This is a genomic window from Jeotgalicoccus sp. WY2, from assembly GCF_018437745.1.
Lineage (GTDB): Bacteria > Bacillota > Bacilli > Staphylococcales > Salinicoccaceae > Jeotgalicoccus > Jeotgalicoccus psychrophilus.
On the sequence record NZ_CP049818.1, the window covers coordinates 2229500 to 2256063 of the forward strand.

The following is a 26564-nucleotide window of genomic DNA, read 5'->3' on the forward strand; positions in this document are numbered from 1 at the left end:
CTATGAAAAAAGAAATAGCAGTCATCGGACTGGGAAGATTTGGCGGAAGTATCGTCATGGAATTAAGCGCAATGAACGTGGATGTACTGGTTATTGATACAGATGAAGCCCGTGTCAATGAATATCAAGACTATTACTCAGACGGCATTATCGGAGATTCAACTGATGAAATGATGCTGAAAAGTATTGGTAATAACTATGATAATGTCATTGTTGCTATCGGTGATAACATTCAGGCAAGTATACTAACAACGCTGATTTTAAAAGATTTAGGTGTTAATAAAGTAACAGCTAAAGCTCAGAACTCTTATCACGGCAAGGTGCTTGAGAAAATCGGTGCGGATATTGTTGTCCATCCCGAACGGGATATGGGCCGACGGATTGCCCATAGACTGATATCATCCTCGGTCGTAGAATATTTGGAAGTATCAAGCAACCATTCTATTATTGAATACAGTGCAAATATCAAACTCGAAAATAAGCGTATTAACGATTTAAACTTACGTGAGAAATTCGGTATCAGTATTATTGCGATTAATAGGGATAATGACATTATCGTCAGCCCAGATCCGCAAATCAGTATACTTGCAGGTGATATACTGATTCTTATTGGCAGTGATAAGCAGATAAATAACTTTGAGAACTTTATGGAGCGTCTTAAATAAAAAAGCATCATCACTCCAAAAAATGAGTGGTGATGCTTTCTTGTTTATGTGGCAGTGACATAGTCACTCAAACCAGCTTAGTTTAATTCAATACCGTAATGATCGAGAATATACTGAGGCACAAAGTAGCGTGCAGTCTTTTTCGGATCAACAATCTGATTAATTTGTCTGGCCGGTGAGACTCATCAGCATGGTGAATTCTTCCATACTTAAATCGGTTTTTGGCTGAAGAAGTTCTGCCATTTTATGAACTGAAACGTCTACAGCTGTATCCAGACTTTCATCGGAAACGTTTAAGTAAATTCCTTCATCATTAATAATTACAGGATGTTCAGTCGATAAGTTCTGAGCTTTTTCAAATGTGACATTCACATTAGCGCTGACTTCAAGTCCTGAAACACTAATTTCGCCGTCAGCCATCGCAGCGTGAACGTCACCAAGACCAAACAGGGCACCGTCATGATAAACAGGGAGGTATAATGTAATTCCTTCTGTCATTTTCAAAGAGTCCATATTGCCGCCATGTGTATCAGGTGTACCGTTATTGACAGGTTCATCCGGCGGAGCAACACCGATAACTCCAATCATTTTATTTACGGGAATTGATAAACCGTTAAAGTCGACTGAATTGCTGTCATTATCGATGTCGTATATACGAACCAGGGTATCATTTAGAACGTCTCCCATAACTCCCAGGCCAGGGCCGGCTACCATAACACCTGCAGCAGAAATATCAATGCTGTTAATCGTTACTTTTAAAACATCGCCGGCTTTAATACCATCGATGTAAACCGGTCCTGATGCAGGGTTTATTTTGTCCCAGTCAAGTCCGCCAAATGCACCTTCTTCAGATGTAATTTGTCCGGTAAAGCAATCGTATGTTTCAATATCTACAGTATCGCCGAGATTTACTTTTAACTTTGCCTCGTTGCCCTTACTCATTGCATAGAAAAGATTATCTTTAGAAAGCTTGTGATGTGTCATTACGGCTCCTCCTCAATAATATGTATTCAACTTTAATTATAGAGTAAATATAAATAAAAACAAAACAGCACCAGAGCCCTATACAACCATGGACTCCGGTGCGTAATTTATTATATGATTTTATTTTTCATCGTTAACTCTCATGATGATTGGAAGAATCATTGGACGGCGTTTCGTTTTGTTATAAAGGAAACCGCTTAGTTCTTCAATAATCAGCTGTTTAACGTTATACCATTCAACGTTTTCTTTTGATTCGAGCAAGGTTCTTACTTCGTCGCGGATTTTTTTCTCTGCGCTGCGGATCAGTCCGTATGATTCTCTCATATAGACGAAGCCGCGTGAAATAATGTCCGGTCCGCTTAACAATTCACCAGTTTCGAAGTCAATTGTCAGTACAACAATTGCAAGTCCTTCTTCTGATAATGATTTACGGTCGCGGAGAACGATGTTGCCGATATCTCCGATGCCGTTACCATCGACGAATACTGTGCCGGCAGTAACGCGATGTGAGAATCTTGCACTGTCTTTCGTCAGGGCAAGGACATCACCAATTTCAAAGACAAAGACATTGTCTTCTTTAACACCTGTTGAAATTGCTAGTTTTTTATGCAGATCAAGCATACGGTATTCACCGTGAATCGGCATAAAGTACTTAGGCTGCATTAAACGAAGCATAAGCTTCTGTTCTTCCTGAGAACCATGACCTGACGTATGAATATTAGATAGTTTACCGTGAATAACATCAGCGCCTGCTTTATATAAAGCATTGATAGTTTTGTTGACGCTTAGCGTGTTACCCGGAATCGGTGAAGAACTGAAGACTACAGTATCATCAGGGATGATGCTGATTTGTCTGTGAGTACCATTGGCAATACGCGATAGTGCGGCCATAGGCTCACCCTGTGAACCGGTACATAAAATCATAACTTTATGTTTTTCAATCTTGTTAATCATTTTAGGTTCGATAAACGTCTCGGGGGGAGCTGTAATGTAACCGAGCTCCTGGCCGATTTTAATGTTGTTTTCCATGCTGCGGCCGAATATACAAATTTTGCGGTCGAATTTTACTGCAGCTTCAATTGCCTGCTGCACACGGTAAATATTCGATGCAAATGTAGCGAATATAATACGACCTGAACATTTACGGAATATATCTTCAACATTCTGGCCGACTTCTTTTTCACTGATAGTGAAGTTTGGCACAGTAGCATTTGTTGAGTCCGAAAGCAGTGCAAGCACGCCTTCTTCACCAAGTTTAGCCATTTTCGCAAGGTTTGCCGGTTCACCGACAGGTGTGAAGTCAAATTTGAAGTCCCCTGTGTGAACGATATTACCTTCTGGAGTACGTGCGATAACACCGTATGCTTCCGGGATAGAGTGAGTTGTTAAATAGAACTCAATATCGATGTGTTTGAATTTCAGAATAGTATCTTCATCGATAGGAATTAGCTCAGTCTGGTTAAGAAGGCGGTGTTCTTCAAGTTTGTTGCGAATTAACCCTAAAGCAAGCGGACCTGAATAAACAGGTACTGAAATTTGTCTTAATAAGAAAGGAATACCGCCGATGTGGTCTTCGTGACCGTGTGTCACAATCAGTGCACTGATTTTATCTTCGTTTTCTTTTAAGTAAGTGTAATCAGGTATTACGTAATCAACGCCAAGTTCAGCATCTGTTGGAAACTTGACCCCTGCATCGATTATAATAATTTCATCTTTGTATTCTATACAATATGTGTTCTTCCCGATTTCTCCCAGTCCCCCAAGAGCAAATACACCTACTTCATTTGTTTCAAGCGTCATTACGCGATAGTCTCTACTTTAAAATCTTCGTTGTTGCTTTGTTCATATTCCAGATGCGCGGGACTAAGTGCCTGGATAAATTCGATATTGTTCTGGTTCGTTTTTAAATAATTACGAACCTCTTCTTCTGTTTCTGCTTCGACATAACGCGTCTTTGTGTCTTCTCTGATGATACGCATGTCCAAGTCTTGCTGGAAAAATACTTTAAATACTGCCATAATTTATGACTCCTTTGTTAGTTAATTATCATTATTAAAATAAATATAAAAAATAAAATATGTGCCTAAATTTTTAAGCACATTATTTAGGGTCTTATTTACCCTTCATATATTCATTGCGCAATAAACCTTTTCTGCCCAGGATGCTTTTCAACTTTCTCTTCAGTTTCTCACGTAACCTTCTCAGCATACTATCACACCCTTATATACTTAATCTCATTTTACAATATAGACTCGGTACTTGCAAAGACTTTATAATAGTATCAAGGGAGGGGAAACTGTGAAGATAGAACAGATTATGTCGAAGGTTAAGAATGAAATGATTAGAAGTGATAAAATGTTTACCGGAATTGAGTTCAATGTTCGCGGAAAACAGGTCGTTATGAACTATGTATATGCTGATTACAGCAGCGATGCAAAGACCAATACAGATGTATATGCCTCACGGAGAAGACCCTGTTTTTCTTAATGAAGAAGAGATGATATGTTGCTCGGCAACTGCGTGAAAAATATCGATTATAACATTAGAAAAGATGAATTTATTTAATTTTAAAAAGACGGTGTCTGTTATTATACAGACACCGTCTTTTCCTCTGCAGAATTAATCGAGCGGCTGTGCATTATCATGCGGCTCGAAAGGTTCATTTTTATCGATATGGTCGTAAAACATTACGCCATTAAGGTGATCGAGTTCATGCTGCAGTACTACTGCTAAAAAGCCTTTTGCTTTAATCTCGATTTTTTCTCCATCGATTGTTTCGGCCTTGACGCGAATGCGTTTCTTACGCTGAACAATGCCTTCAATGTCTTCGTCAACACTCAGACAGCCTTCACCGCCGGGTAAATAAGTTTCATTCACTGAATGACTTATTATTTTAGGGTTAATCATGTAATCATATTCAGGATTACCATCTTCATCCTCAACATATATTGCGAGCATACGCTTATCAAGACCAATTTGAGGTGCAGCAAGTCCGACACCCGGTCTGAGTGAGTACTTTTCGCTCACTTCAGGATTCTGTGAGTTGATCAGATATTCTCTCATACTTGTTAATTCTGCTATTGTCTGTGCATCGATTTCTGTCACTTCGCTTACTTTTTTACGCAGCATCGGATGACCGTCGCGCACAATATCTTCCATAGTCAGCAAGATAAAACCTCCTTGTTTCAAACACTCGGTTTATTATACATTATATTTGCGTTAAGATGGTATTGTAAATATTGATAAAATTTTAAATAACCTGGGGGTACATTTCGAGTGAAGAAATTTATTTTATTATTAGGCAGTGCAGCACTGTTTTTAAGTGCATGCAGCAATGCTGAATCTGAGCTGAATGATTTTTATGATGAATTCACCGGCAGTCTCGGCGCGAAGAACAGGGCCTTGCTGAATTAAATGAACAATATAATGAACTGGAAGTCACAAAGGCCGCACTGCAGGAAGAACTGAACAATGCTGATATAGAACAAATTAACAGCATCAGCGAAGAACTTCAGACGAATACTAAAGAGCGCCTGGAGCTGCTGGAAGAAGAACGGACGCTGATTGCGGATTCCAATGGAGCATTTGAAAATGCGCGTGAAGTGGCGGAAGACATTTCCAATGAAGAGTATAAAAAAGAAGCAACTCATTAGTATCGGCTATGGACGCACGTTTTGATGCTCATGAAACGATGACGGATACATATACAGAAGCCCTCGAAGCGGAACAGGCGCTGTTTGAATATTTAGGGGAAGAAGAAATTACGCAGGACGCAGTTGATGAGCATTTAAATATAATTGCCGAGTACAGCGAACCGATTAACGAAGCATCCGAGAGCTTTGCAGCTGAAACAGAAAAAATTAACCAGTTAAAAAGCGAAATAGAGCAAATACTTGAAAATAACTAAGAATTTAAAGTGTTACTATAACAGTTATAACTGTATCACTAATGAAAACACTGACATGACAGCTCTGTTCCATTCTGTTATACCTGTATATGTTTTACTGTTAGAACAGTAGTATGATAAAATGAAGTTAATTACTAAACAAATTAGAAGGGATTGTGAACACACATGGCAGCAAATAAGAAATTTAATCCAGTTGATGTTCTTTCAGAGATAGAAGCTAAATTTGAAATGCTTCAGATTTTGAATGAAAAAGGCGAAATCGTCAATAAAGACATGGATCCAAAATTATCTGATGAGGAACTCGTTGAATTAATGACGAGAATGGTTTGGACTAGAGTTTTAGATGAGCGTTCGACGGCACTTAACCGTCAGGGACGTTTAGGATTCTACGCACCAACAGCTGGACAGGAAGCATCGCAGATTGCGAGTCACTATGCATTATCAAAAGGGGATTATGTACTTCCGGGCTACCGCGATGTACCTCAGTTAATCTGGCACGGCCTGCCGCTGACTAAAGCATTCTTATTCTCACGCGGACATTATAAAGGAAACCAGTTCCCTGAAGGCGTTAATGCACTAAGCCCGCAGATTATTATCGGCGCGCAGTATGTACAAAACGCAGGCGTGGCACTCGGCCTTAAAAAACGCGGTAAAGAAAACGTAGCAATTACGTATACTGGTGACGGCGGAACTTCACAAGGTGACTTCTATGAAGGAATCAACTTCGCAGGAGCATACAATGCACCGGCAATCTTCGTTATCCAGAACAATAACTACGCAATTTCTACACCGAGAGAATTGCAGAGTAAAGCTGCAACACTTGCTCAAAAAGCTGTAGCAGCTGGTATCCCGGGCGTTTCTTGTAGACGGTATGGATCCACTTGCGGTGTATAAAGCGACTAAAGATGCACGCGACCGCGCAGTAGAAGGAGGCGGCCCGACACTTATTGAGGCGTTGTGTTACCGTTTCGGACCGCACACGATGGCGGGAGATGATCCAACAAGATACAGAACTTCTGATGAGGATACTGACTGGGAGAAAAAAGACCCGATTGTCCGTTTCCGCACTTATTTAGAAGGCAAAAAATTGTGGTCTAAAGAACAAGAAGAAAAAGTAATTGAACAAGCTAAAGAAGATGTTAAGGCTGCACTTAAAGAAGCAGATGCAACTGAAAAACAATCTGTTACTGAGCTGATGGATCTTATGTACGATGTAAAACCATCTAACTTAGAAGAGCAGTATGAGTACTATAAAGGAAAGGAGTCTAAATAATTATGGCACAAATGACGATGATTCAAGCTATTACTAATGCTATGGCTACAGAACTTAAAAATGATGAGAATGTTCTTGTTTTTGGTGAGGATATAGGCGTAAACGGCGGGGTATTCCGTGCAACAGAAGGTTTGCAGGAAGAATTCGGCGTTGACCGTGTATTTGATACTCCACTTGCAGAAAGCGGCCTCGTGTCATTAGGCCTAGGCTTAACTTTAGAAGACTACCGTCCGGTAATTGAAATTCAGTTCTTCGGTTTCCTGTTCGAAGCAATGGATGGCATTGCAGGTCAGATTGCTCGCCACAGAGTACGTTCAGGTGCATCTAAATCAGCACCAATCGTTATCCGCGCACCATTCGGCGGGGGAGTTAACACACCAGAGCTTCACGCTGACTCATTAGAAGGATTAATGGCTCAAACTCCTGGTTTACGCGTAGTTATTCCGTCAAACCCTGTAGATGCTAAAGGTCTGTTAATTTCAGCTATCCGTTCAAATGATCCTGTTATTTTCCTTGAGCACATGAAACTATACCGTTCATTCCGCGAAGACGTTCCTGAAGAGGACTACGAAGTTGAAATCGGTAAAGCAAGTGTGAAACAAGAAGGTACAGATATTACTTTAATCGCATACGGCGCTATGGTTCAGGAAGCAATGAAAGCTGCAGAAGAACTTGCAAAAGAAGACGTAAGCGTTGAAGTAATCGACCTCCGTACAGTATCGCCTGTAGATTATGACACATTAATCGAATCTGTTAAGAAAACTAACAGAGCAGTAATGATTCAGGAAGCACAGCGCCAGGCTGGTGTTGCAGCTAACGTTGTATCTGAACTATCAGAGCGTGCGATTCTGCACCTTGAAGCACCGATTAAACGCGTAACAGCGCCGGATACAGTTTATCCGTTCACACAGGCTGAAAGCGTCTGGTTACCGAACAAAGATGATATCATTGAACGTGCAAAAGAAGTTCTGGATTTCTAAAGTCTAATATATAGGAGGAATAATTATGGCATTTGAATTTAAACTCCCGGACATCGGTGAAGGAATTCACGAAGGGGAAATCGCTAAATGGCTAGTTGCTGAAGGCGATAAGATTAATGAAGATGATGTATTGGTAGAAATTCAAAACGATAAAGCAGTCGTAGAAATTCCATCTCCTGTAGATGGAACTGTTTCTAAGATTCATCGAGAAGGCGAAGTCACTACAGTCGGTACGACCATTGTTACTATTGACGACGGCAGTGAAGATTCAGAATCTGCAGAAGAAACTGAAGAACAGCCTGAAGAAAAAGCTGAAAAAACTTCAGAAAAACCGACTGATGATGCAGCGAAACCTGCTGATGAGGAACAGGTGTCTGAAGAATCTCCAAATAAAGAAAAAAAACAAGCGGATAAAGACACGTCAGACAACGATAAGATAGTTATTGCAATGCCGTCTGTACGTAAATTTGCACGCGAAAATAATGTTAATATTAAAGAAGTAACAGGCACAGGTAAAAATGGCCGTATTCTTAAAGAAGATATCGAAAACTTCGGTTCTGAATCAGCTGAACCAACAGAGACAAAAGCGTCTGCTGATGATTCAGCAGCAGCTTCTGAAACTGCACAACAAGCACCGGCTAAACAGCAGACAGGTGAACTGGAAACTCGCGAGAAGATGAGCGGTATGAGAAAAGCGATTGCGAAAGCAATGGTTAATTCTAAACACACATCTCCTCACGTTACACACATTGATGAAGTTGAAGTCGATGCACTGTGGGATCACCGCAAGAAGTTCAAAGAAATCGCAGCAGAACAGAATGTTAAATTAACATTCCTGCCTTACGTAGTTAAAGCTCTTGTATCGGCACTTAAGAAATATCCTGAATTAAAACTTCAATTGATAATGAAACATTTGAAGTCATTCAAAAACATTACTATAATGTAGGTATTGCGGCAGATACTGAAAAAGGTCTAGTAGTACCTGTTGTAAAAGATGCAGACAAACTTTCAATGTTCGAAATTTCTGATGAAATAAACGAACTGGCTACAAAAGCACGTGACGGTAAGCTTTCATCTGAAGAGATGAAGGGCGGTTCTGTAACGATTTCCAATCTTGGATCAGCAGGCGGCAAATGGTTTACACCAGTTATCAATCAGCCGGAAGTTGCTATCTTAGGTATTGGCCGAATTGAAGAACAGCCTGTTGTTAAAGACGGCGAAATTGTCGCAGCACGTGTTCTAGCACTATCACTTAGTTACGACCATAGACAAATCGATGGCGCAACAGCTCAAAATGCTTTAAATCATATTAAGCGTCTGCTTAATAATCCAGATTTATTATTAATGGAGGGGTAGTTAAAATGGTAGTTGGAGATTTTCCTATTGAAACAGATACAATTGTAGTTGGTGCAGGTCCCGGCGGCTATGTCGCTGCAATTCGTGCAGCACAGCTTGGCCAGAGTGTAACACTAGTAGAAAAAGGCAATATCGGCGGTGTATGCTTAAACGTTGGGTGTATCCCATCTAAAGCGATGATTTCATCAGCACACCGTTACCAGGAAGCTCAAAATTCTGAAGATATGGGTGTTATTACTGAAGGCGTTAAATTAGACTTCTCTAAAGTTCAGGAGTTTAAAGACAGCGTAGTAAACAAACTTGTCGGCGGTGTTGACATGCTCTTAAAAGGGAATAAAGTCAACGTTGTTAAAGGTGAAGCTTACTTTGTAGACAGCGGCAAATTAAAAGTAATGGATGATAAGCAGTCACAAACTTACGAGTTTAAAAATGCAATCATCGCTACAGGTTCACGTCCGATTGAAATTCCAGGATTTAAATTCGGCGGCCGTGTTTTAGATTCTACTGGTGCGTTGGCACTTGAAGAAGCGCCAGAGAAACTTATTGTGATCGGCGGCGGATATATCGGTACTGAGCTTGGTTCAGCTTATGCCAACTTCGGTACAGAAGTGACGATTCTTGAAGGAACACCTGACATTTTAGGCGGTTTTGAAAAACAGATGACTCAGCTTGTTAAGAAAAATCTTAAATCTAAAAACGCTACAATTGTTACTAAAGCAATGGCTAAATCTGCTGAAGAGACAGAAAACGGCGTTAAAGTAACTTACGAAGCAAAAGATGAAACTCATGAAGTCGAAGCAGACTACGTACTGGTTACAGTAGGACGCAGACCGAACACTGATGAGCTTGGTCTTGAAGAATTAGGAATTAAAATGTCTGAACGCGGTTTAATCGAAGTTGATAAACAGTCACGTTCAAGCGTTTCAAATATTTATGCAATCGGTGATATCGTTGACGGACTTCCACTTGCTCACAAAGCAAGCTACGAAGGTAAAGTTGCAGCGGAAGCAATTGCTGGTGAGAAATCAGAAGTTGATTACATCGCTATGCCTGCTGTCTGCTTCACTGAACCTGAATTGGCTACGGTCGGTTACAACGAAAAACAGGCTAAAGACAAAGATATCGAAGTTGTTACAGGCAAGTTCCCGTTCCAGGCAAATGGACGTGCGCTTGGACTTAACAAAACAGACGGTTTTGTTAAAGTTGTAGCACGTAAAGAAGACGGACTTGTTATCGGTGCTCAAATTGCAGGTAACGGCGCTTCAGATATAATTTCTGAACTTGGTCTTGCAGTTGAAACTGGTATGACACTTGAGGATATCGCGTTAACAATTCACGCGCATCCGACATTAGGTGAAATTCCGATGGAGGCAGCGGAAGTTGCTCTAGGCCGTCCAATTCACTCAATGTAATTTTATAAACTTTAAAGGTCAGGGTTAATCACTCTGGCCTTTATTTTATTTGGAGGTAAAAATTATGAACAATGAATACTCATATCCATTGGATTATGACTGGAACACTGAAGAAATACTGCATGTAATGTCATTTTATCAAGCAGTTGAAATAGGTTATGAAGAAGGCGTGCTGGCAGGAAAGTTTGAAGAAGCATACCATGACTTTAAAAAAATTGTGCCGTCAAAATCTGAAGAGAAAACACTATTCAAAGATATGAAAAAGTCAGCGGAAAAGTTCCTTATCTGCTGATTAAGCAGCTTAAAGATGCAGAACCGGCGGACATAATTAAGCCGTAAAAAAAAGATTGTCATACAGTAATATCCTCGCATATAATAAATTGAATGATTATAAGGGAGGTCAGTTATGACAGTTATTAAGCTTCACAATATTACGCAATCATATGACGAAAACAAAATACTTCATAATATAAATTACACATTTGAAAACAGTAAGTTTTATACAATATTAGGGCCGTCAGGCTGCGGCAAAACAACTATATTAAAACTCATCGGCGGTTTCATTCATCCAACCGGCGGTGAGATTTTTTTCGAAAATAAAAAAATGAATAATGTCGATGCGAATAAAAGAAAGTAAATACAGTGTTTCAGGATTATGCGCTGTTTCCGCATTTAAATGTATATGACAATATTGCTTTTGGCTTAAGAGTGAAAAAAACCTGCAAAAAACTGCTTGATGATAAAGTTCATGAAGTGTTAAAACTGACGAATTTAATGGAGTATAAATACCGTGACATCAGTGAGTTATCCGGCGGACAGCGTCAGCGTGTCGCAATTGCACGTGCTGTTGTTAATGAACCGGATATACTGCTGCTTGATGAACCGCTCTCTGCTCTCGATCAAAAGCTGCGTGTTGATATGCAGTATGAACTGAAAGAAATGCAAAAAAGACTGGGTATTATTTTTATTTTTGTAACGCACGACCAGGAGGAAGCACTGGCGCTGAGCGATGAAATTATCGTGATGCAAAAAGGCGAAATCGTACAGGCAGGTACTCCAAAAGATATTTATGATGAACCGTTAAACAGATACGTTGCTGATTTTATCGGTGAATCTAATATTGTCAGAGGAACGATGGTTAAAGATAAGAAGGTTGATATTTACAATCGTACTTATGCCTGTATAGACGGAGGTATATTACCGGGAACACCAGTTGATGTCATGATTCGACCCGAAGATATTTATATCGTTGACCATAATCTTGGAAAACTAAATGTCACTGTAGACTCTGCGTTATTCAGAGGTGTACACTACGAAATTTGCTGCATAGATGAAGATGGTTATGAGTGGGTGCTTCATTCGACAAAAAATGCTGAAATCGGCAGCAGAGTCGCATTGAACTTTAATGCTGAAGATATTCATATCATGATTCCAGGTGAAGATGAAGATGAATTTAACGAGCGGCTTGAATCTTTCCAGGAGGACCAGTAGATGAGACGGTTACTTGCTGTCCCGTATTTTATCTGGATGCTGGTGTTTGTCATAACACCGCTTTTACTGATGGCAGGCTACAGTTTTTTGGACTTCTCCGGTAATATTACTCTTAATAACTACGCAGAATTTTTTTCGGGAAATTATATAAAGATGACTGTCTCATCGTTCTGGTATGCATTTTTAATTACAATTTTCACACTACTCGTCAGTTATCCGCTTGCGCTGGCTGTAAGAATGACGTCCAACAAAACGATGTGGCTGTTGATTATAATCCTGCCGACATGGATCAATCTATTGCTGAAAACATATGCGTTCATTGGTATTTTCGGGCGTAATGGTGTGGTAAACGATATTGCAGGATGGTTAAATATTGAAGGATTTCAGCTGCTGTTCAGCGACGCGGCATTTATCATTGTTAGTGTGTATATTTTTATGCCGTTTATGCTGCTGCCGGTATTTAATGCGATTGACGATATCGATAATAATCTGCTGAATGCTGCAAGGGATCTCGGTGCAAGCCGGACGGAAGTACTGTTTAAAGTCATTATGCCGCTGTCTGTCGAAGGCGTGAAAACAGGTGTACAGGTTGTATTTATTCCTTCTTTAAGCTTGTTTATGATTACGCGGCTGATTACAGGTAATAAAGTAATTACTCTCGGCACTGCAATTGAACAGCAGTTTTTAACGAATGAAAATTGGGGGATGGGCTCGACGATTGGCGTGTTTTTAATTTTAATGATGCTGATTGTTATGATATTCACCGGAGGCAGCAGTAAAAAGCAGGTGAATAAAATATGAAGAAACTTTCTCATTTATACTTACTGATTGTTATCGTACTGCTGTATTTTCCGATACTGTATTTAATGTTCTACTCGTTTAACAGTGCAGGTAATATGAGCAGTTTCGACAGCTTTACACTGGAACATTATATAAGTGTTTTTACGAACCAGAGACTCATCGTTATTATAATTAATACGCTGGCTGTTGCATTAATTTCTAGTGCTGCAGCAGTATTAATCGGTCTCGGCGGTGCATTGTTTATGTACAATGTTAAAAACAGTACAAGACGCAATTGCTCAGCATCAATAATATTATGATCGTTTCACCCGATGTCATTATCGGTGCATCACTGCTCATTTTATTTACGCTCGCAGGAATTTCTCTCGGATCTGTCAGTGTGGTATTGGCTCATATTGCTTTTTCAGTGCCAATCGTTGTACTGATGATTCTTCCTAAGCTGTATAATATGAATCAGTCGCTGGTCGACGCCGCGAGAGACCTCGGGGCGGATGCTAAAACGATAATATTTAAAGTCATCATTCCGTTTATAAAGCCTGGCATTATTGCAGGATTTTTTATGGCACTGACTTATTCACTTGATGATTTTGCGGTAACGTTCTTTGTCACAGGCAGCGGATTTTCTGTACTGTCAGTAGAAATCTATGCAATGGCAAGACGCGGTATCTCTTTAGAAATCAATGCCGTGTCGACACTGATTTTCTTATTTGTGTTCGCACTTGTATTTATTTACTATCTCCTCAGTACACGTAAACAGGTGAAAAAGGAGAAGGTGCTATGAAAACTTTTATCAGTCTAATTGCGGTATCACTGACAGCTGGAATTATACTTCTCGTAACTGCAAATCTGCTGGAACAGTCAGACAATAATGATGGTAATACACTTTATGTTTATAACTGGGGAGAATATATCGACCCGGGGCTGCTCGAGAAATTCTATGAAGAAACAGGAATACGTGTTGTCTATGAAACGTTTGATTCAAATGAAGCGATGATGGTTAAGGTTAACCAAGGAGGCACACCATATGATGTTATTTTTCCAAGCGAATATACTGTTGAGAAAATGATTAAAGATCAGTTAATTATTCCGCTCGATTACAGCAGACTTCCAAATGCTAAAATATAGATAATGATATTTCATCGAGAATGCCCGAAGAAATTACTGCATACTCAGTTCCGTACTTTTTCGGTACAGTAGGAATTTTATATAATGAAGAAATTGTACCGGAACTCAAATTTTCAACGTGGAATACTTTATGGGATGAATCACTGGAAAATGAAATACTGATGGTGGACGGTGCGAGAGAAGTACTCGGCATGTCATTAAACAGTATGGGTGAGTCGCTAAACACGACGGATGATGAAAAGCTGCAAACGGCAGCGGATAAATTAATCCAGCTGTCACCGAATATCCGGGGAATCGTCGGCGATGAAATTGCCTCGATGATGACGGAGAACGAAGCACAGGTTGCTGTTGTGTGGAGCGGTATGGCACAGGATATAATGCGGGAAAATGACGAAATGAATTATACTGTACCAAAAGAAGGCTCTAATTTATGGTTTGATGCAATGGTCATTCCGAAAAACTCGGAGAACACTGACGGTGCTTATCAGTTTATCAATTTTCTCTTAGACAGTGAAATTGCTGCAGTGAACACCGAGTGGGTGGGCTATGCCACGCCGAATACTGCGGCACTTGAATTGATGGACGAAGAAGTCCGTAAAGATACGAGATTTTATCCGGAAGATGAACAGCTTGAATCACTGGAAATGTACAGAGATCTCGGACCTGAGATGATCAGCCGTTATAATGAGCTATTTTTACAATTTAAAATGTCACTTGATTAAAAAAATGTGACATGGGTATTAACTAATTAAAGACAACTTAGGAGGATTATTATGGCTAAAGAATACACACAGACTGTAAAACCCGTCAGCCGTATTGCTGAAAGAATATTTGGCTGGCTTGGCTGGCTTATACTGCTGGCATTTACCGCAGGAATCTTGTTTTTCTCATTAGTTACTATGAATGACCCGGCTCAAATTGAGCAAATCACCAATCAGGTAGAATCTCAGATGGAGGGCATCAATACTCAGGGTGTTGATCCTCAGGCTGTCATCGATATGACAATTTCAGGACTAAGCAGCTTTTGGATGGTAGCACTGTATCTTGCACTACCTTTAATCATTGCAATACTCGGACTATTGAATATGCGCCGCAGAATTTTAGCAGGTATCTTACTGCTGATTGCAGCTATCCTGGCAGCACCATTAGTATTTACTTTAGTTTCATCACTATTTTTCGTAATTGCAGCAATTCTGCTGTTTGCACGTAAAGATTTAGTAGTTAAGAATGAACAACCGGCGAAGGCTTATCCGCGTGAAGAGCGTAATGACAGCAATACACGTGATGAGCGCAACGACTACCGCCCGCAACAGAATCACAGAGATGAACATGAACAGCACCGAACAGTGACTGTTGACGATGATGTTAAAGTTCATCAGAACAGAGATTCGGAATACAGTTATAACAATGACAATAATAATGATGTTAACAATGACGATATTGAAAGCACACGTAAATTCAGCCGCATCGATGAGGATGAAGTGATCGCTGTAGATAATAATATCGATTCTAATAATATCAATCGTCCGGTGACTGAGCGCGAATACGAGCGTAACAGCGGCGTTGAACTGGAAGATTTAAATGAAATCGACAGAGCAGACCCCGCCCGTACGAGAAGAGACAACGTTGACCGCAGAAACCGCAAGTAATATAATATTGAACCGGAAGAGCATGAAAAGCGCTTTCGGTTTTTATTATGGAAAATTTTACACATAAATGTTAATCAATTATGTAACCGATAACAACACGGTGGTATCAATGCCTGCAGTACTTTATATAATTATTGAGTTATCTGAATTTATTAAATAATCAAATATCCATATTCTAAAATCTGAATATTTCTGTTATGATACCTGTTATAACTAAATAAGAATTGAATTGGAGTGATTCAGGTGAAGGCTTTAATCAAATTGAGTACATTTATAGGCAATACTTTTGCTGTCTGGGTTATTTTATTCGCAGCATTAGCTTTTCTTCTTCCTGGAGGTTTTACGTGGATTTCTCCATACATAAATCTGCTGCTCGGAATTATTATGTTCGGCATGGGGCTGACTTTAAAATTAAAAGATTTTAAACAGGTGATAACAGCGCCGAAAGAAGTCATTACTCTAGTAGTGGCACAGTACACAATCATGCCGCTTATTGCAGTAGGACTGGTTTTTCTATTCCAGCTGCCGCCGGAAATTGCGATTGGTGTAATTCTTGTCGGGTGTTCGCCGGGCGGTACGTCAAGTAACGTTATGACATATCTTGCAAAAGGAAACATGGCATTATCGGTTACAGCAACGTCTGTGTCGACCTTACTTGCACCGATTATTACACCAGCTTTGACACTGCTGTTAGCAAGTGCATGGCTGCCGGTTTCGTTCTCAGCAATGTTTATTTCAATTATCCAAATTGTACTTGTACCGATTGCACTTGGAGTTGCAGTACAGTATCTGCTCGGAAATAAAGTTGAACAGGCTGTAGGAGTCCTGCCATTAATTTCTGTAATCGGGATTATCGGTGTAATCACTGCGGTTGTATCAAATAACGTTGAAAATATACTTGCTTCGGGCTTACTTATTTTTGCAGTGGTGATACTCCATAATTTACTTGGATATTTAGTCGGTTTCCTTCTCGGTAAAGTATTCCGTTTTGATCTTAAAGATACGAAAACTTTATCGATTGAAGTCGGCATGCAGAATTCAGGGCTTGCAGCAACTCTTGCAGCAACACACTTTTCACCAATCGCAGCTGTACCGGGAGCACTATTCAGTGTCTGGCACAATATTCCGGTTCACTTGCAGCGAATTGGCTGAGTAAACTTGGTAATGATAAAGATGTAACTAAAAAAGATAAGGAAACAGTAGAAGAACATAAAGAAGTTAAGCAAACAGAAGTTTAAAAGATTAAAAAGGCGGGGGCAACTATGACAGAGAAGAAAGATATAAGAATTCGTTCAAATGTATATGATGATATTGGATTAAAAGCACCAAACAGAGCAATGATGAGAGCTGTCGGTTTTACTGATGAAAGTTTTAAGAAACCGCAAATTGGAGTTGTCAGCAACTGGGCTGAAACAACACCATGTAACATTCATTTAAACGACCTTGCACAATTCGCTAAAGAAGGGTTTCTGAAGCGGGCGGGGTACCGGTTCAATTTAACACAATCACTGTCGCAGATGGTATTGCAATGGGGACACCGGGAATGCGTTTCTCATTACCGTCACGTGATATTATTGCAGATTCTATTGAAACGATGGTTCAGGGACAGAACTTTGATTCATTCGTTGCAATTGGCGGATGCGATAAAAACATGCCAGGCTGTGCGATTGCTATAGCGAATACGAATATCCCGGCCGTATTTGTTTACGGTGGAACGATTGCACCGGGACGGCATAATGGCCAGGATATCGATCTTGTTTCTGTATTCGAAGGTGTCGGCAAATGGAATAATGGAGATATTGATGATGCAGAGCTCAAAAAAGTAGAATGTGCAGGATGTCCGGGACCGGGGGCATGCGGCGGCATGTATACGGCAAACACGATGGCTGCTGCGCTCGAAGCAATGGGACTCAGTCTCCCAGGCTCGGCATCCAACCCTGCAGTGACAAAAGAAAAAGAACAGGATGTATATGAAGCGGGGAAAGCAGTACTTAACCTGCTGGAAAAAGAAATTTATCCGAAAGATATTTTAACAAGAGAAGCTTTTGAAAATGCAATTACTGTCGTTCTCGCACTCGGCGGATCGACAAATGCGATTCTTCATCTGTTAGCAATCGCTCACGCAGCTGAAGTTGAATTAACAATTGATGACTTTAACGATTTCCAGGAGAAAGTACCGCATTTGGCTGACTTAAAACCTTCAGGCAAATATGTATTCCAGGATCTGTTTAATGTCGGCGGAGTGCAGGGTGTAATGAAATATCTTCACGAAAAGGATACATTCACGGAGACTGCCTGACAGTAACAGGTAAGACAGTCGCTGAAAATCTTGCTGAAGTTGAACATTTAAAAGCCGGACAGGATGTCATTATGCCGCTTGAAAATCCAAAACGCGCTGATGGTCCGTTAATCGTGCTTAAAGGTAACCTGGCGCCGGAAGGTGCGGTAGCAAAAGTATCGGGTGTTAAAGTACGCCGTCACGTCGGTGAAGCGAAAGTGTTCGATACTGAACAGGAAGCAATCGAAGCTGTAATGGCGAATAAGATTGTTAAAGGCGATGTAGTACTTGTTCGATATGTTGGTCCTAAAGGTGGACCGGGCATGCCGGAAATGCTGTCACTATCAAGTTTAATCGTCGGTAAAGGGCTCGGTGAAGATGTTGCGCTCTTAACGGATGGCCGTTTCAGCGGAGGAACTCACGGACTTGTCGTTGGCCATATCGCACCGGAAGCACAAGACGGTGGCAACGTTGCCTTAATTCAAACAGGTGATATTGTCACGATAGACCAGGATACAAAAGAGCTGTCGTTTAATGTTTCTGATGAAGTACTAAAAGAACGTCGTAAAGACTTAGTGCTGCCGCCTCTTCACAGTAAAGGCGTGCTTGGTAAATATGCGCATATCGTTTCTTCATCATCTAAGGGTGCAATCACAGACTTCTTTAATAGGGATGATCTGCCGGGCAGAAACTGATAAATTTAATAAAAAGATGAAAAATCCGTACGTCAAATTCTCCCCGAATAGAGACGTACGGATTCTTTTGTTTTTCTCTCGTTTTAACAACTCATCTAAAAACGTGTAAAAAGAGTATAAAAACATTTATTTTATGAAAAGCGTACGTAGCAATAATGTAAACGATTACATTATCAGAAATATTAGACTATTTAAAATAATTGGCTTTTTACTGTTGCTTTTAAGAAAAATACGGGGTATTATACATTCATTAAGAAAATTAAATAATCAAATAATTCAAATATTAAATTTAAAGCGTTGAAGGGAACTTCGGTACTGCAAAACATTTTCAGAGACTGAGTGATTGGTGCGAACTCAGAATGTAGCAGTAAAGAATCTCATCCCTGAGTGCCCGGCTGAAAAGAAGTAGGCTGGGACGGGTTAAAACTCGTTATTGATTTTAACTGGTTATGCCAGTTGCAGAGGTATGTACAGAAATGTGTATATAAATTTGGGTGGTACCGTGAAAGCTCCTTTCTCCCCATTGATCATTACTATAATGATCTTTGAGAGATTTGGGCTTTTTTATTTTAAGTTTATGCTATAAGGAGGAAATATTATGAAGGTTGAAGTTGAACACTCACAAGATGTTATTGCGAATATAAAAACAGGTGCTGACTTATTAGTAGAAGCATTAGCGGAACATGAAGTAGATACTGTCTTCGGTTATCCAGGCGGTGCAGTACTTCCGATTTACGATGCGCTCTACCGTCATGAGAGTTCATTCAAACATATTCTTTGTAGACATGAACAAGGTTTAATCCACGCAGCGGAAGGATATGCCAGAGTAAGCAGTAAGCCGGGGGTCGTATTGCAACGAGCGGACCAGGTGCGACGAACTTAATTACAGGTATTACCGATGCGATGATGGACTCACTGCCGATCGTTGCATTTACCGGCCAGGTATCATCGAAAGTTATCGGCACAGACGCTTTCCAGGAAGCGGATATTATCGGGTTAACCACACCGATTACAAAACACAATTATCAGGTAACAGATGTAAAAGACTTAAAACGAATTGTTAAAGAAGCATTTCACATCGCTACTACAGGGCGCCCAGGTCCGGTTGTAGTCGATATTCCAAAAATATCTCGGAAGCAGTCGTAGAAGCAGCAGCAGATGATACGATTCGCCTGCCGGGCTATCAGCCGACAACTAAACCGAATCCGCTGCAGATCAACCGTTTACTGGAAGCACTGCAGAACTCTGAACGTCCGGTAGTTCTGACCGGTGCAGGTGTTCAGTTTGCTAAAGCTTCTGAGCAGCTGCGGGACTTCATTAAAAAATATGATCTGCCTGTAGTATCTACGCTGCTCGGACTTGGAACTTTTAACGCTGACGATAAAAACTTCTTAGGTATGGCAGGAATGCATGGCACGTATGCAGCGAATATGGCAATCCACGATGCTGATTTATTAATCAACATCGGTGCAAGATTCGATGACAGACTGACAGGTAAAATTGCTGATTTTGCACCGCATGCAAGAGTCGCTCATATCGATATCGATCCCGCGGAAATTGGTAAAAATATAGAAACACAAATACCGGTTGTCGCCGACGCGAAAGAAGCACTTGAATTATTAAACGGCGGACAGTGCAAGATGAAAACAATCGACAGCTGGAGACATAAAACACAAGCTGATAAAGAACAAAACCCATTATGGTATAAACGCAGTGAAGATTTAATCTCGCCTCAGTGGTTTATCGAACAAGTATATGAAGCGACTGAAGGCAAAGCGATAGTAACGACAGATGTCGGACAGCATCAAATGTGGAGTGCACAGTTTTATAACTTCAGAGAACCGAACCATTTCGTTACATCCGGCGGTCTCGGCACGATGGGCTTCGGTTTACCGGCAGCTATCGGTGCACAGCTGGCATTTCCGGATAAGACAGTTGTTGCCATTGTCGGTGACGGCGGTTTCCAGATGACAATGCAGGAACTTGCAACATTGAAACAGTACGGTCTGCCGGTCAAAGTAGTTATCGTGAATAACGAAGCGCTTGGTATGGTCAGACAATGGCAAGAGAAGTTTTACGACGAACGCTATTCTGAATCACTGATGCAGACGAATCCGGATTTTGTAAAACTTGGTGAAAGCTTCGGTGTTAAATCATTTAGATATACCGAGGAAGATGAAGTGTCAGCAAAACTGAAAGAAGCACTGACTTCAGATGAACCGGTATTAATCGATGCGAGAGTTGTAAAACTTGACCTTGTATATCCAATGGTGCCGTCAGGAAAAGGAAATCACGAAATGATAGGAGTGAGAGAATGCAGCGAGTAATCACATTAACAGTGCAAAACTCAAGCGGCGTGCTGAACAGAGTAACTGGAATGCTTGCCAAACGAGGATTTAATATCGAAAGTATTACGGTCGGTGCCTCGGAAGCCGAGGGCATATCGAAGATGACAATTGTCGTTGATATTGCAAACGATAAAAGCTCGGAACAGCTGACTAAACAGCTGCACAAACAAATCGACATCCTGAAAGTAGATGATATTACTGATTCAAAAATTGTCTCGAGAGAACTCGCTTTGATTAAAGTTGGAGCGAACAGTACATCGAGAAGTGAAATCCAGAGTATTATCGAACCGTTCAGGGCAAGAGTGCTCGATGTTTCAAGAAACTCACTCATTATAGAAGTAACAGGAAAACCGGATAAGGTGGATGCACTAATTGAACTGCTGACACCTTATGGCTTGAAAGATTTATCCCGCACAGGTGTTACAGCATTCAGACGCGGACAGCAGAAAAACATACAGGATTTAAAAACACTCAGTGTTTAAAAAAATATATTTAAAAGGGAGAAATTAAATTATGGCTAAAGTTTATTATGACAAAGATATCAACACAGGAAGTTTACAAGGGAAAACAGTAGCGATTGTAGGATACGGTTCACAGGGACATGCACACGCACAAAACTTAAGAGACTCTGGTCATAGTGTAATCGTTGGTTTGCGTAAAGGTAAATCATACGACAAAGCGAAAGAGGACGGCTTTGATGTCAGAACTGTCGGCGAGGCAGTTAAAGATGCCGATGTAACTATGGTCTTACTGCCGGATGAAGGGCAGCAGAAAGTGTACGAAGCGGAAATTAAAGATAACTTAAAAGAAAACAGTTCATTAGCTTTCGCTCACGGTTTTAACGTTCACTATAACCAGATCGTACCTCCAGAAAATGTTGACGTATTCTTAGTTGCACCGAAAGGGCCGGGACACTTAGTGCGCCGTACGTATCAGGAAGAAGCCGGGGTACCTGCATTATTTGGAGTATTCCAGGATGTAACAGGTAAGGCCGCAGATGTTGCTAAAGCATACGCTCAGGGAATTGGAGCTGCACGTGCAGGAGTACTTGAAACTTCATTCCAGGAAGAAACAGAAACTGATTTATTCGGAGAACAGGCAGTACTGTGCGGCGGATTGACATCGCTCGTTAAAGCAGGTTTTGAAACATTAACTGAAGCGGGCTATCAGCCGGAAGTTGCATACTTCGAATGCCTGCACGAATTAAAACTTATCGTGGACTTAATGTATGAAGGCGGTATGGAAAACATGCGCTACTCAATTTCGGATACAGCACAGTGGGGTGACTTTGTCAGCGGCCCGCGTGTGATTAACGGAGAAACAAAAGAACGCATGGGCGAAGTATTAACAGAGATCCAAAACGGCCAGTTCGCTAAAGGATGGATCTTAGAAAACCAGGCAGGACGCCCTCAGTACAATGCAATTAACAACACAGCGAGTACAATCACCCGATCACGGCAGTCGGTCAGGAATTAAGAGACTTAATGCCATTTGTTCAAAATCCGATTAGATAAAATAAAAACTGAAGAGAGGAAGGTCTATATGACTGATATAACAAATATTAAAATTTTTGATACAACGCTGAGAGACGGTGAGCAGTCACCGGGAGTCAACTTAAATAAAAAAGAAAAACTGGAAATTGCAAAACAGCTCGAACGACTCGGTGTTGATGTTATAGAAGCAGGCTTTCCTGCCTCTTCAGAAGGCGACTTCCAGGCGGTGAAACTCATTGCAGATACGATTACAAATTCTACGGTAACGGCGCTTGCAAGAACGAAAAAACACGATATTGACCGTGCATATGAGGCGCTTAGAAATACACCGAATCCGAGAATTCATATTTTCCTTGCAACGAGCCCTATTCACCGGGAGTTTAAACTGAAGATGGACAAGCAGAAAGTCATCGACACATCTGTGGAGATGGTGAAGTATTCAAAAACTAAATTTAATGAAGTGGAATGGTCAGCAGAAGATGCTTCGCGTACAGAGCTGCCGTTCCTTGCGGAAATTATTGAAGCCGTAATCGATGCGGGTGCAACAATTATTAATCTGCCTGACACGGTCGGCTACACGACGCCTAAAGAATACGGTGAGATGTTCAAATATGTCTCAGAAAATGTACCGAATATCAGTAAAGCGATTCTGTCGACACACTGTCATAATGATCTGGGCATGGCAGTCGCAAACTCGGTAGCAGGTATTGAAAATGGAGCGACACAAATAGAATGTTCCATTAACGGTATCGGTGAACGTGCAGGAAACGCAGCACTGGAAGAAATCGCAGTAGCATTACACATACGCGGAGATTTTTATCCTTACACAACGACCTTGAATTTACAGGAGATTAAACGTTCAAGTGACATTGTTGCAAAACTGACAGGCATGGCAGTGCAGCCGAATAAAGCAATTATCGGCCGCAACGCCTATGCACATGAAGCGGGCATTCATCAGGACGGTATGCTGAAAAACGTGGAAACTTATGAAATTATTTCTCCGGCACTGGTCGGTGTATCGGCTGAACCGCTATTCCTTGGAAAACATTCAGGGCGTCATGCATTTAAAGATAAAGTAAAATCATTTAATGTTGAGCTGACTGAAGAAGAACTGTCACTTGCATTTAAAAACTTTAAAGAGCTGACGGATCATAAAAAAGAAGTAACAGACGATGATTTATATTCCATCATTATGGAAATTAAAACAGATGCATCAAACATTGAACGGTACGTGCTGGAAAATTTCGAAGTGAATTACGAACAGGACGGTCAGACGAAAGCACATATCGATGTAGTGACTCCAGCTGGTAAACAGATTTCACACGAAGTTACAGGCTCGGGCAGTGTTGAAGCATTGTATAAAGCAATTCAGGAAATACTTGCTGAAACGACTAATCTGCTCGATTACCAGCTCAGTTCAGTCGGCGGCGGGAAAGACGCACTTGCAGAATCCCGTGTGCAGCTTAATATTAATGGCCAGCAGTTTTCAGGACGGGGCACGGCTCAAGACGTGCTCGCAGCATCGGCGAATGCATATATTAATGCAGTAAATCGTTATCTGATGAGTGAACAAGCGGTAACTGCTACTGAAAGTGTAAATGCATAAAGGGGAGAATCGGCAATGAAAAAACATATAATAACACTTCCCGGCGATGGTATTGGTCCGGAAATAATGAAATCAGCTGAGGCGCTACTGAAAGCTGTGGGAGAAAAATTTAATCACGAGTTTACGGCGGAAGCAAAATATATTGGCGGAGCTGCCATTGATTATAATATAATGATCCGCTCCCGACAGAAACAATCGCAGCATGTGAAACAGCTGATGCTATTTTACTCGGTGCTGTCGGCGGTCCAAAATGGGCAGACAGTAAAGTACGTCCGGAACAGGGATTGTTAAAATCCGCAAACACTTTAATTTGTTTGCAAACCTGCGGCCGGTAACTATATTCGATTCGCTGGAAGCATCATCACAAAAACAAAGCATCATTCAAGGCAGTGATTTTATGATTGTCAGAGAACTGACAGGGGACTGTACTTCGGTCAGCCGAGTGAACGGCGCGATGGCGGCAGAAGTGTTGTCGATACTTTAACGTATACACACGACGAGATTGAGCGCATCGTCCGTACAGCATTTGAAACAGCGATGACACGCCGTAAACATTTAACATCGGTAGATAAGGCAAACGTGCTGGAATCGAGCCGAATGTGGCGTGAAATAGTAAATGACATCAGTAAAGAATATCCTGAAGTTACTGTAGAGCATGAACTTGTTGATGCAGCTGCGATGAAACTAATTACGAACCCTGCGTATTTCGATGTGATTGTAACTGAAAATCTTTTTGGCGATATTCTAAGCGATGAAGCTTCTGTTATTATAGGATCACTTGGTGTACTGCCGTCGGCAAGTCTAAGTGAAACGGGATTAGGGCTGTTCGAACCGATTCACGGTTCAGCGCCTGATATTGCAGGAGAAAATAAAGCCAATCCAATCGGAATGATGTTATCTGTTGGAATGATGCTGAAATATTCATTTGGTTTGCACGAAGAATCAGCCGCGATAGAACAGGCAGTGAATCAAGTGCTCTCTGAAGGTTTTAAAACGGCAGATTTAAAGATTGACGGAGCAGCGACGTTATCTACAACGGAAATGACTGAAAAAATTATTAGCTGTCTATAAAAAAGTTAAAGGAGAAGGTTAACATGGTCCAGAAAAAAACTATAATCGAAAAAATCTGGGAACGTCATGTCGTTCATCAAGAAGAAGGCAAACCGGATTTACTCTATCGATCAGCATTTAATCCATGAAGTGACTTCACCTCAGGCTTTTGAAGGATTACGCTTAAATAATAGAAAAGTCCGCCGTCCGGATTTAACGTTTGCAACGATGGATCATAACGTTCCGACGAAAAACAGAGAAGATGCACAGGATGAAATTGCTCAAAAACAGATGGATGCATTAAAGAAAAACTGTGAGGAATTTGGAGTTAAACTTGCAGATATGTATCATCCGGATCAGGGGATTGTTCATGTCATTGGTCCGCAGCTGGGTTTAACACAGCCTGGTAAGACGATCGTCTGCGGTGACTCTCATACATCGACTCACGGTGCATTTGGAGCACTTGCATTCGGTATTGGAACGAGTGAAGTGGAGCACGTCTTTGCAACGCAGACTTTAACACAGACAAAACCGAAAACAATGAATGTAAAAGTGAATGGTGAATTAAGTGTTGGAGTAACTGCAAAAGATTTAATTTTAGCGATTATTGCAAAGTTCGGTGTTGATTTTGGTACCGGTCATGTCGTTGAATACACAGGACAAGCTGTCAGGAATTTAACGATGGAAGGACGTATGACGGTGTGTAATATGTCTATAGAGGGCGGAGCGCGTGCAGGGTTGATTTCACCGGATGAAACAACTGTAGACTTCCTGCGCGGACGCCGCTACGTTCCGAGAGATGAAGAAGAATACAGAGCACTTGCTGACGAGTGGCTGAGCTTAAGTACTGACGAAGGTGCGGAATACGATTCAACACTTGAAATTAATGCTTCGGAAATTGAACCTCAAGTATCGTGGGGAACGAACCCGAGCATGGTAGTGCCAATCAGTGCCACTACACCGACAGTCAGCGGTTCAAAAGATGAAGATTCAATAAAACGTGCACTTGAGTATATGGGACTTGAAGAAGGAATGGCGATTACAGATATTGAAATTGATCATGTATTTATCGGTTCATGTACGAATTCACGTGTGCTGGATTACAACGTGCAGCAGATATTTAAAGGCAGTCGGGTTAAAGAGGGTGTGAAAGCATAGTAGTACCGGGATCATTCCTTGTTAAGCAGGACGGAAGCACTGGGCATCGATAAAGTCATATTGATGCAGGGTTTGATGGCGCAACCCGGTGCAGTGCATGTCTCGGTATGAACGAGGACCACGTACCGGCCGGGCGCTGTGCATCTACTTCAAACCGCAACTTTGAAGGTCGTCAGGGTAACGGTGCCAGAACGCATCTTGTCAGTCCGGAAATGGCTGCAGCGGCAGCGATTAATGGCCGTTTCGTCGACGTTAGAAAATATCAGAACAGAGTAACGGCCTAGGAGGGTAAT

At 41.1% G+C, this 26564-nt stretch carries 14 protein-coding genes, 12 pseudogenes and 1 other annotated feature; of the genes and pseudogenes, 22 read left to right on the forward strand and 4 right to left on the reverse strand.

From position 1 onward, the window contains the following. Positions 1 to 2 precede the first annotated feature (2 nt). Positions 3 to 665 (forward strand): potassium channel family protein, encoded by a 663-nt coding sequence (locus tag G4D76_RS12900; RefSeq protein ID WP_213810097.1) that lies wholly within the window; start codon positions 3 to 5, stop codon positions 663 to 665. A gap of 159 nt (positions 666 to 824) precedes the next feature. On the opposite strand, the gene G4D76_RS12905 is transcribed toward G4D76_RS12900, so the two are convergent. From G4D76_RS12905 to G4D76_RS12915, 3 genes are all read right to left on the reverse strand, one after another. Beyond that, positions 825 to 1649, reverse strand: coding sequence for an acetamidase/formamidase family protein (locus G4D76_RS12905; RefSeq protein ID WP_250130002.1), 825 nt, complete (start codon positions 1647 to 1649; stop codon positions 825 to 827). Between the two features lie 120 nt (positions 1650 to 1769). Continuing rightward, positions 1770 to 3449: a ribonuclease J1 gene (gene rnjA, locus G4D76_RS12910; RefSeq protein ID WP_026858526.1), complete on the reverse strand. Its 1680-nt coding sequence runs from the start codon at positions 3447 to 3449 to the stop codon at positions 1770 to 1772. Further along, positions 3449 to 3667, reverse strand: a complete 219-nt coding sequence (locus G4D76_RS12915) for a DNA-dependent RNA polymerase subunit epsilon (protein WP_026858525.1) — start codon at positions 3665 to 3667, stop codon at positions 3449 to 3451. Before G4D76_RS12915 ends, rnjA begins: the two co-directional genes overlap by 1 nt. Before the next feature lie 280 nt (positions 3668 to 3947). On the opposite strand from G4D76_RS12915, the gene G4D76_RS12920 reads away from it, so the two are divergent. After that, positions 3948 to 4136 (forward strand): hypothetical protein, encoded by a 189-nt coding sequence (locus G4D76_RS12920; protein ID WP_213810098.1) that lies wholly within the window; start codon positions 3948 to 3950, stop codon positions 4134 to 4136. A 132-nt stretch (positions 4137 to 4268) separates the two neighbouring features. Here G4D76_RS12920 and def read toward each other — a convergent pair whose 3' ends face one another. Then, entirely contained in the window at positions 4269 to 4817 is a 549-nt protein-coding gene (gene def / locus G4D76_RS12925) for a peptide deformylase (protein ID WP_213810099.1), read from the reverse strand. A gap of 108 nt (positions 4818 to 4925) precedes the next feature. On the opposite strand from def, the gene G4D76_RS12930 reads away from it, so the two are divergent. The 20 genes and pseudogenes from G4D76_RS12930 to leuC all read left to right on the forward strand — a co-directional run bounded on the left by G4D76_RS12930 (position 4926) and on the right by leuC (position 26555). Continuing rightward, a complete protein-coding gene (locus G4D76_RS12930; protein WP_213810100.1) occupies positions 4926 to 5063 on the forward strand; it encodes a hypothetical protein in 138 nt (45 codons plus the stop codon). Between the two features lie 17 nt (positions 5064 to 5080). After that, positions 5081 to 5556, forward strand: a pseudogene (locus G4D76_RS15535) (YkyA family protein). Between the two features lie 165 nt (positions 5557 to 5721). Then, a pseudogene (gene pdhA, locus G4D76_RS12945) lies at positions 5722 to 6829 on the forward strand (pyruvate dehydrogenase (acetyl-transferring) E1 component subunit alpha). Between the two features lie 2 nt (positions 6830 to 6831). Next, positions 6832 to 7809: an alpha-ketoacid dehydrogenase subunit beta gene (locus G4D76_RS12950; RefSeq protein WP_026858520.1), complete on the forward strand. Its 978-nt coding sequence runs from the start codon at positions 6832 to 6834 to the stop codon at positions 7807 to 7809. A 25-nt stretch (positions 7810 to 7834) separates the two neighbouring features. Then, positions 7835 to 9165: pseudogene (locus G4D76_RS12955) on the forward strand (dihydrolipoamide acetyltransferase family protein). A 5-nt stretch (positions 9166 to 9170) separates the two neighbouring features. Next, the gene (gene lpdA / locus G4D76_RS12960; protein ID WP_213810102.1) at positions 9171 to 10577 is read left to right on the forward strand and encodes a dihydrolipoyl dehydrogenase; all 1407 of its coding nucleotides are present in this window, start codon (positions 9171 to 9173) and stop codon (positions 10575 to 10577) included. A gap of 64 nt (positions 10578 to 10641) precedes the next feature. Continuing rightward, positions 10642 to 10869 carry a UPF0223 family protein gene (locus G4D76_RS12965; RefSeq protein WP_250130003.1) on the forward strand — a complete coding sequence of 76 codons (228 nt, stop codon included), beginning with the start codon at positions 10642 to 10644 and terminating at the stop codon, positions 10867 to 10869. Between the two features lie 114 nt (positions 10870 to 10983). After that, positions 10984 to 12068 (forward strand): annotated as a pseudogene (locus G4D76_RS12970) (ABC transporter ATP-binding protein). Beyond that, positions 12069 to 12869, forward strand: a complete 801-nt coding sequence (locus tag G4D76_RS12975; protein ID WP_213810103.1) for an ABC transporter permease — start codon at positions 12069 to 12071, stop codon at positions 12867 to 12869. Continuing rightward, positions 12866 to 13650 (forward strand): annotated as a pseudogene (locus G4D76_RS12980) (ABC transporter permease). Before G4D76_RS12975 ends, G4D76_RS12980 begins: the two are co-directional and overlap by 4 nt. Beyond that, a pseudogene (locus tag G4D76_RS12985) lies at positions 13647 to 14716 on the forward strand (PotD/PotF family extracellular solute-binding protein). Before G4D76_RS12980 ends, G4D76_RS12985 begins: the two co-directional pseudogenes overlap by 4 nt. 51 nt (positions 14717 to 14767) lie before the next feature. Continuing rightward, complete coding sequence (locus G4D76_RS12990) at positions 14768 to 15643, forward strand: DUF4064 domain-containing protein (RefSeq protein WP_213810104.1); 876 nt, start codon at positions 14768 to 14770, stop codon at positions 15641 to 15643. Positions 15644 to 15886: 243 nt separating this feature from the next. Continuing rightward, positions 15887 to 16881: pseudogene (locus G4D76_RS12995) on the forward strand (bile acid:sodium symporter family protein). A 24-nt stretch (positions 16882 to 16905) separates the two neighbouring features. After that, positions 16906 to 18616, forward strand: a pseudogene (gene ilvD, locus G4D76_RS13000) (dihydroxy-acid dehydratase). A 288-nt stretch (positions 18617 to 18904) separates the two neighbouring features. Further along, positions 18905 to 19142: a binding site (T-box leader), on the forward strand. Between the two features lie 72 nt (positions 19143 to 19214). Then, a pseudogene (gene ilvB / locus G4D76_RS13005) lies at positions 19215 to 20943 on the forward strand (biosynthetic-type acetolactate synthase large subunit). Then, on the forward strand, positions 20931 to 21446 hold the full coding sequence (gene ilvN / locus G4D76_RS13010) for an acetolactate synthase small subunit (RefSeq protein WP_026858508.1): 516 nt from the start codon (positions 20931 to 20933) through the stop codon (positions 21444 to 21446). The pseudogene ilvB and the gene ilvN overlap by 13 nt, the downstream one beginning before the upstream one ends. Before the next feature lie 31 nt (positions 21447 to 21477). Beyond that, positions 21478 to 22478 (forward strand): annotated as a pseudogene (gene ilvC, locus G4D76_RS13015) (ketol-acid reductoisomerase). Positions 22479 to 22515: 37 nt separating this feature from the next. Further along, the gene (locus G4D76_RS13020) at positions 22516 to 24063 is read left to right on the forward strand and encodes a 2-isopropylmalate synthase (RefSeq protein ID WP_213811060.1); all 1548 of its coding nucleotides are present in this window, start codon (positions 22516 to 22518) and stop codon (positions 24061 to 24063) included. Positions 24064 to 24078: 15 nt separating this feature from the next. Beyond that, positions 24079 to 25134, forward strand: a pseudogene (gene leuB / locus G4D76_RS13025) (3-isopropylmalate dehydrogenase). Between the two features lie 23 nt (positions 25135 to 25157). Continuing rightward, a pseudogene (gene leuC, locus G4D76_RS13030) lies at positions 25158 to 26555 on the forward strand (3-isopropylmalate dehydratase large subunit). Positions 26556 to 26564 lie beyond the last annotated feature (9 nt).

Coding starts and splice junctions, on each gene's coding strand:
- ilvN (WP_026858508.1), top strand. CDS start 20,931: ATGCAGCGAGTAATCACATTAACAGTGCAAAACTCAAGCGGCGTGCTG.
- G4D76_RS12915 (WP_026858525.1), bottom strand. CDS start 3,667: ATGGCAGTATTTAAAGTATTTTTCCAGCAAGACTTGGACATGCGTATC.
- G4D76_RS12965 (WP_250130003.1), top strand. CDS start 10,642: ATGAACAATGAATACTCATATCCATTGGATTATGACTGGAACACTGAA.
- G4D76_RS12950 (WP_026858520.1), top strand. CDS start 6,832: ATGGCACAAATGACGATGATTCAAGCTATTACTAATGCTATGGCTACA.
- rnjA (WP_026858526.1), bottom strand. CDS start 3,449: ATGACGCTTGAAACAAATGAAGTAGGTGTATTTGCTCTTGGGGGACTG.
- G4D76_RS12900 (WP_213810097.1), top strand. CDS start 3: ATGAAAAAAGAAATAGCAGTCATCGGACTGGGAAGATTTGGCGGAAGT.
- G4D76_RS12990 (WP_213810104.1), top strand. CDS start 14,768: ATGGCTAAAGAATACACACAGACTGTAAAACCCGTCAGCCGTATTGCT.
- G4D76_RS12975 (WP_213810103.1), top strand. CDS start 12,069: ATGAGACGGTTACTTGCTGTCCCGTATTTTATCTGGATGCTGGTGTTT.
- G4D76_RS12905 (WP_250130002.1), bottom strand. CDS start 1,649: ATGACACATCACAAGCTTTCTAAAGATAATCTTTTCTATGCAATGAGT.
- lpdA (WP_213810102.1), top strand. CDS start 9,171: ATGGTAGTTGGAGATTTTCCTATTGAAACAGATACAATTGTAGTTGGT.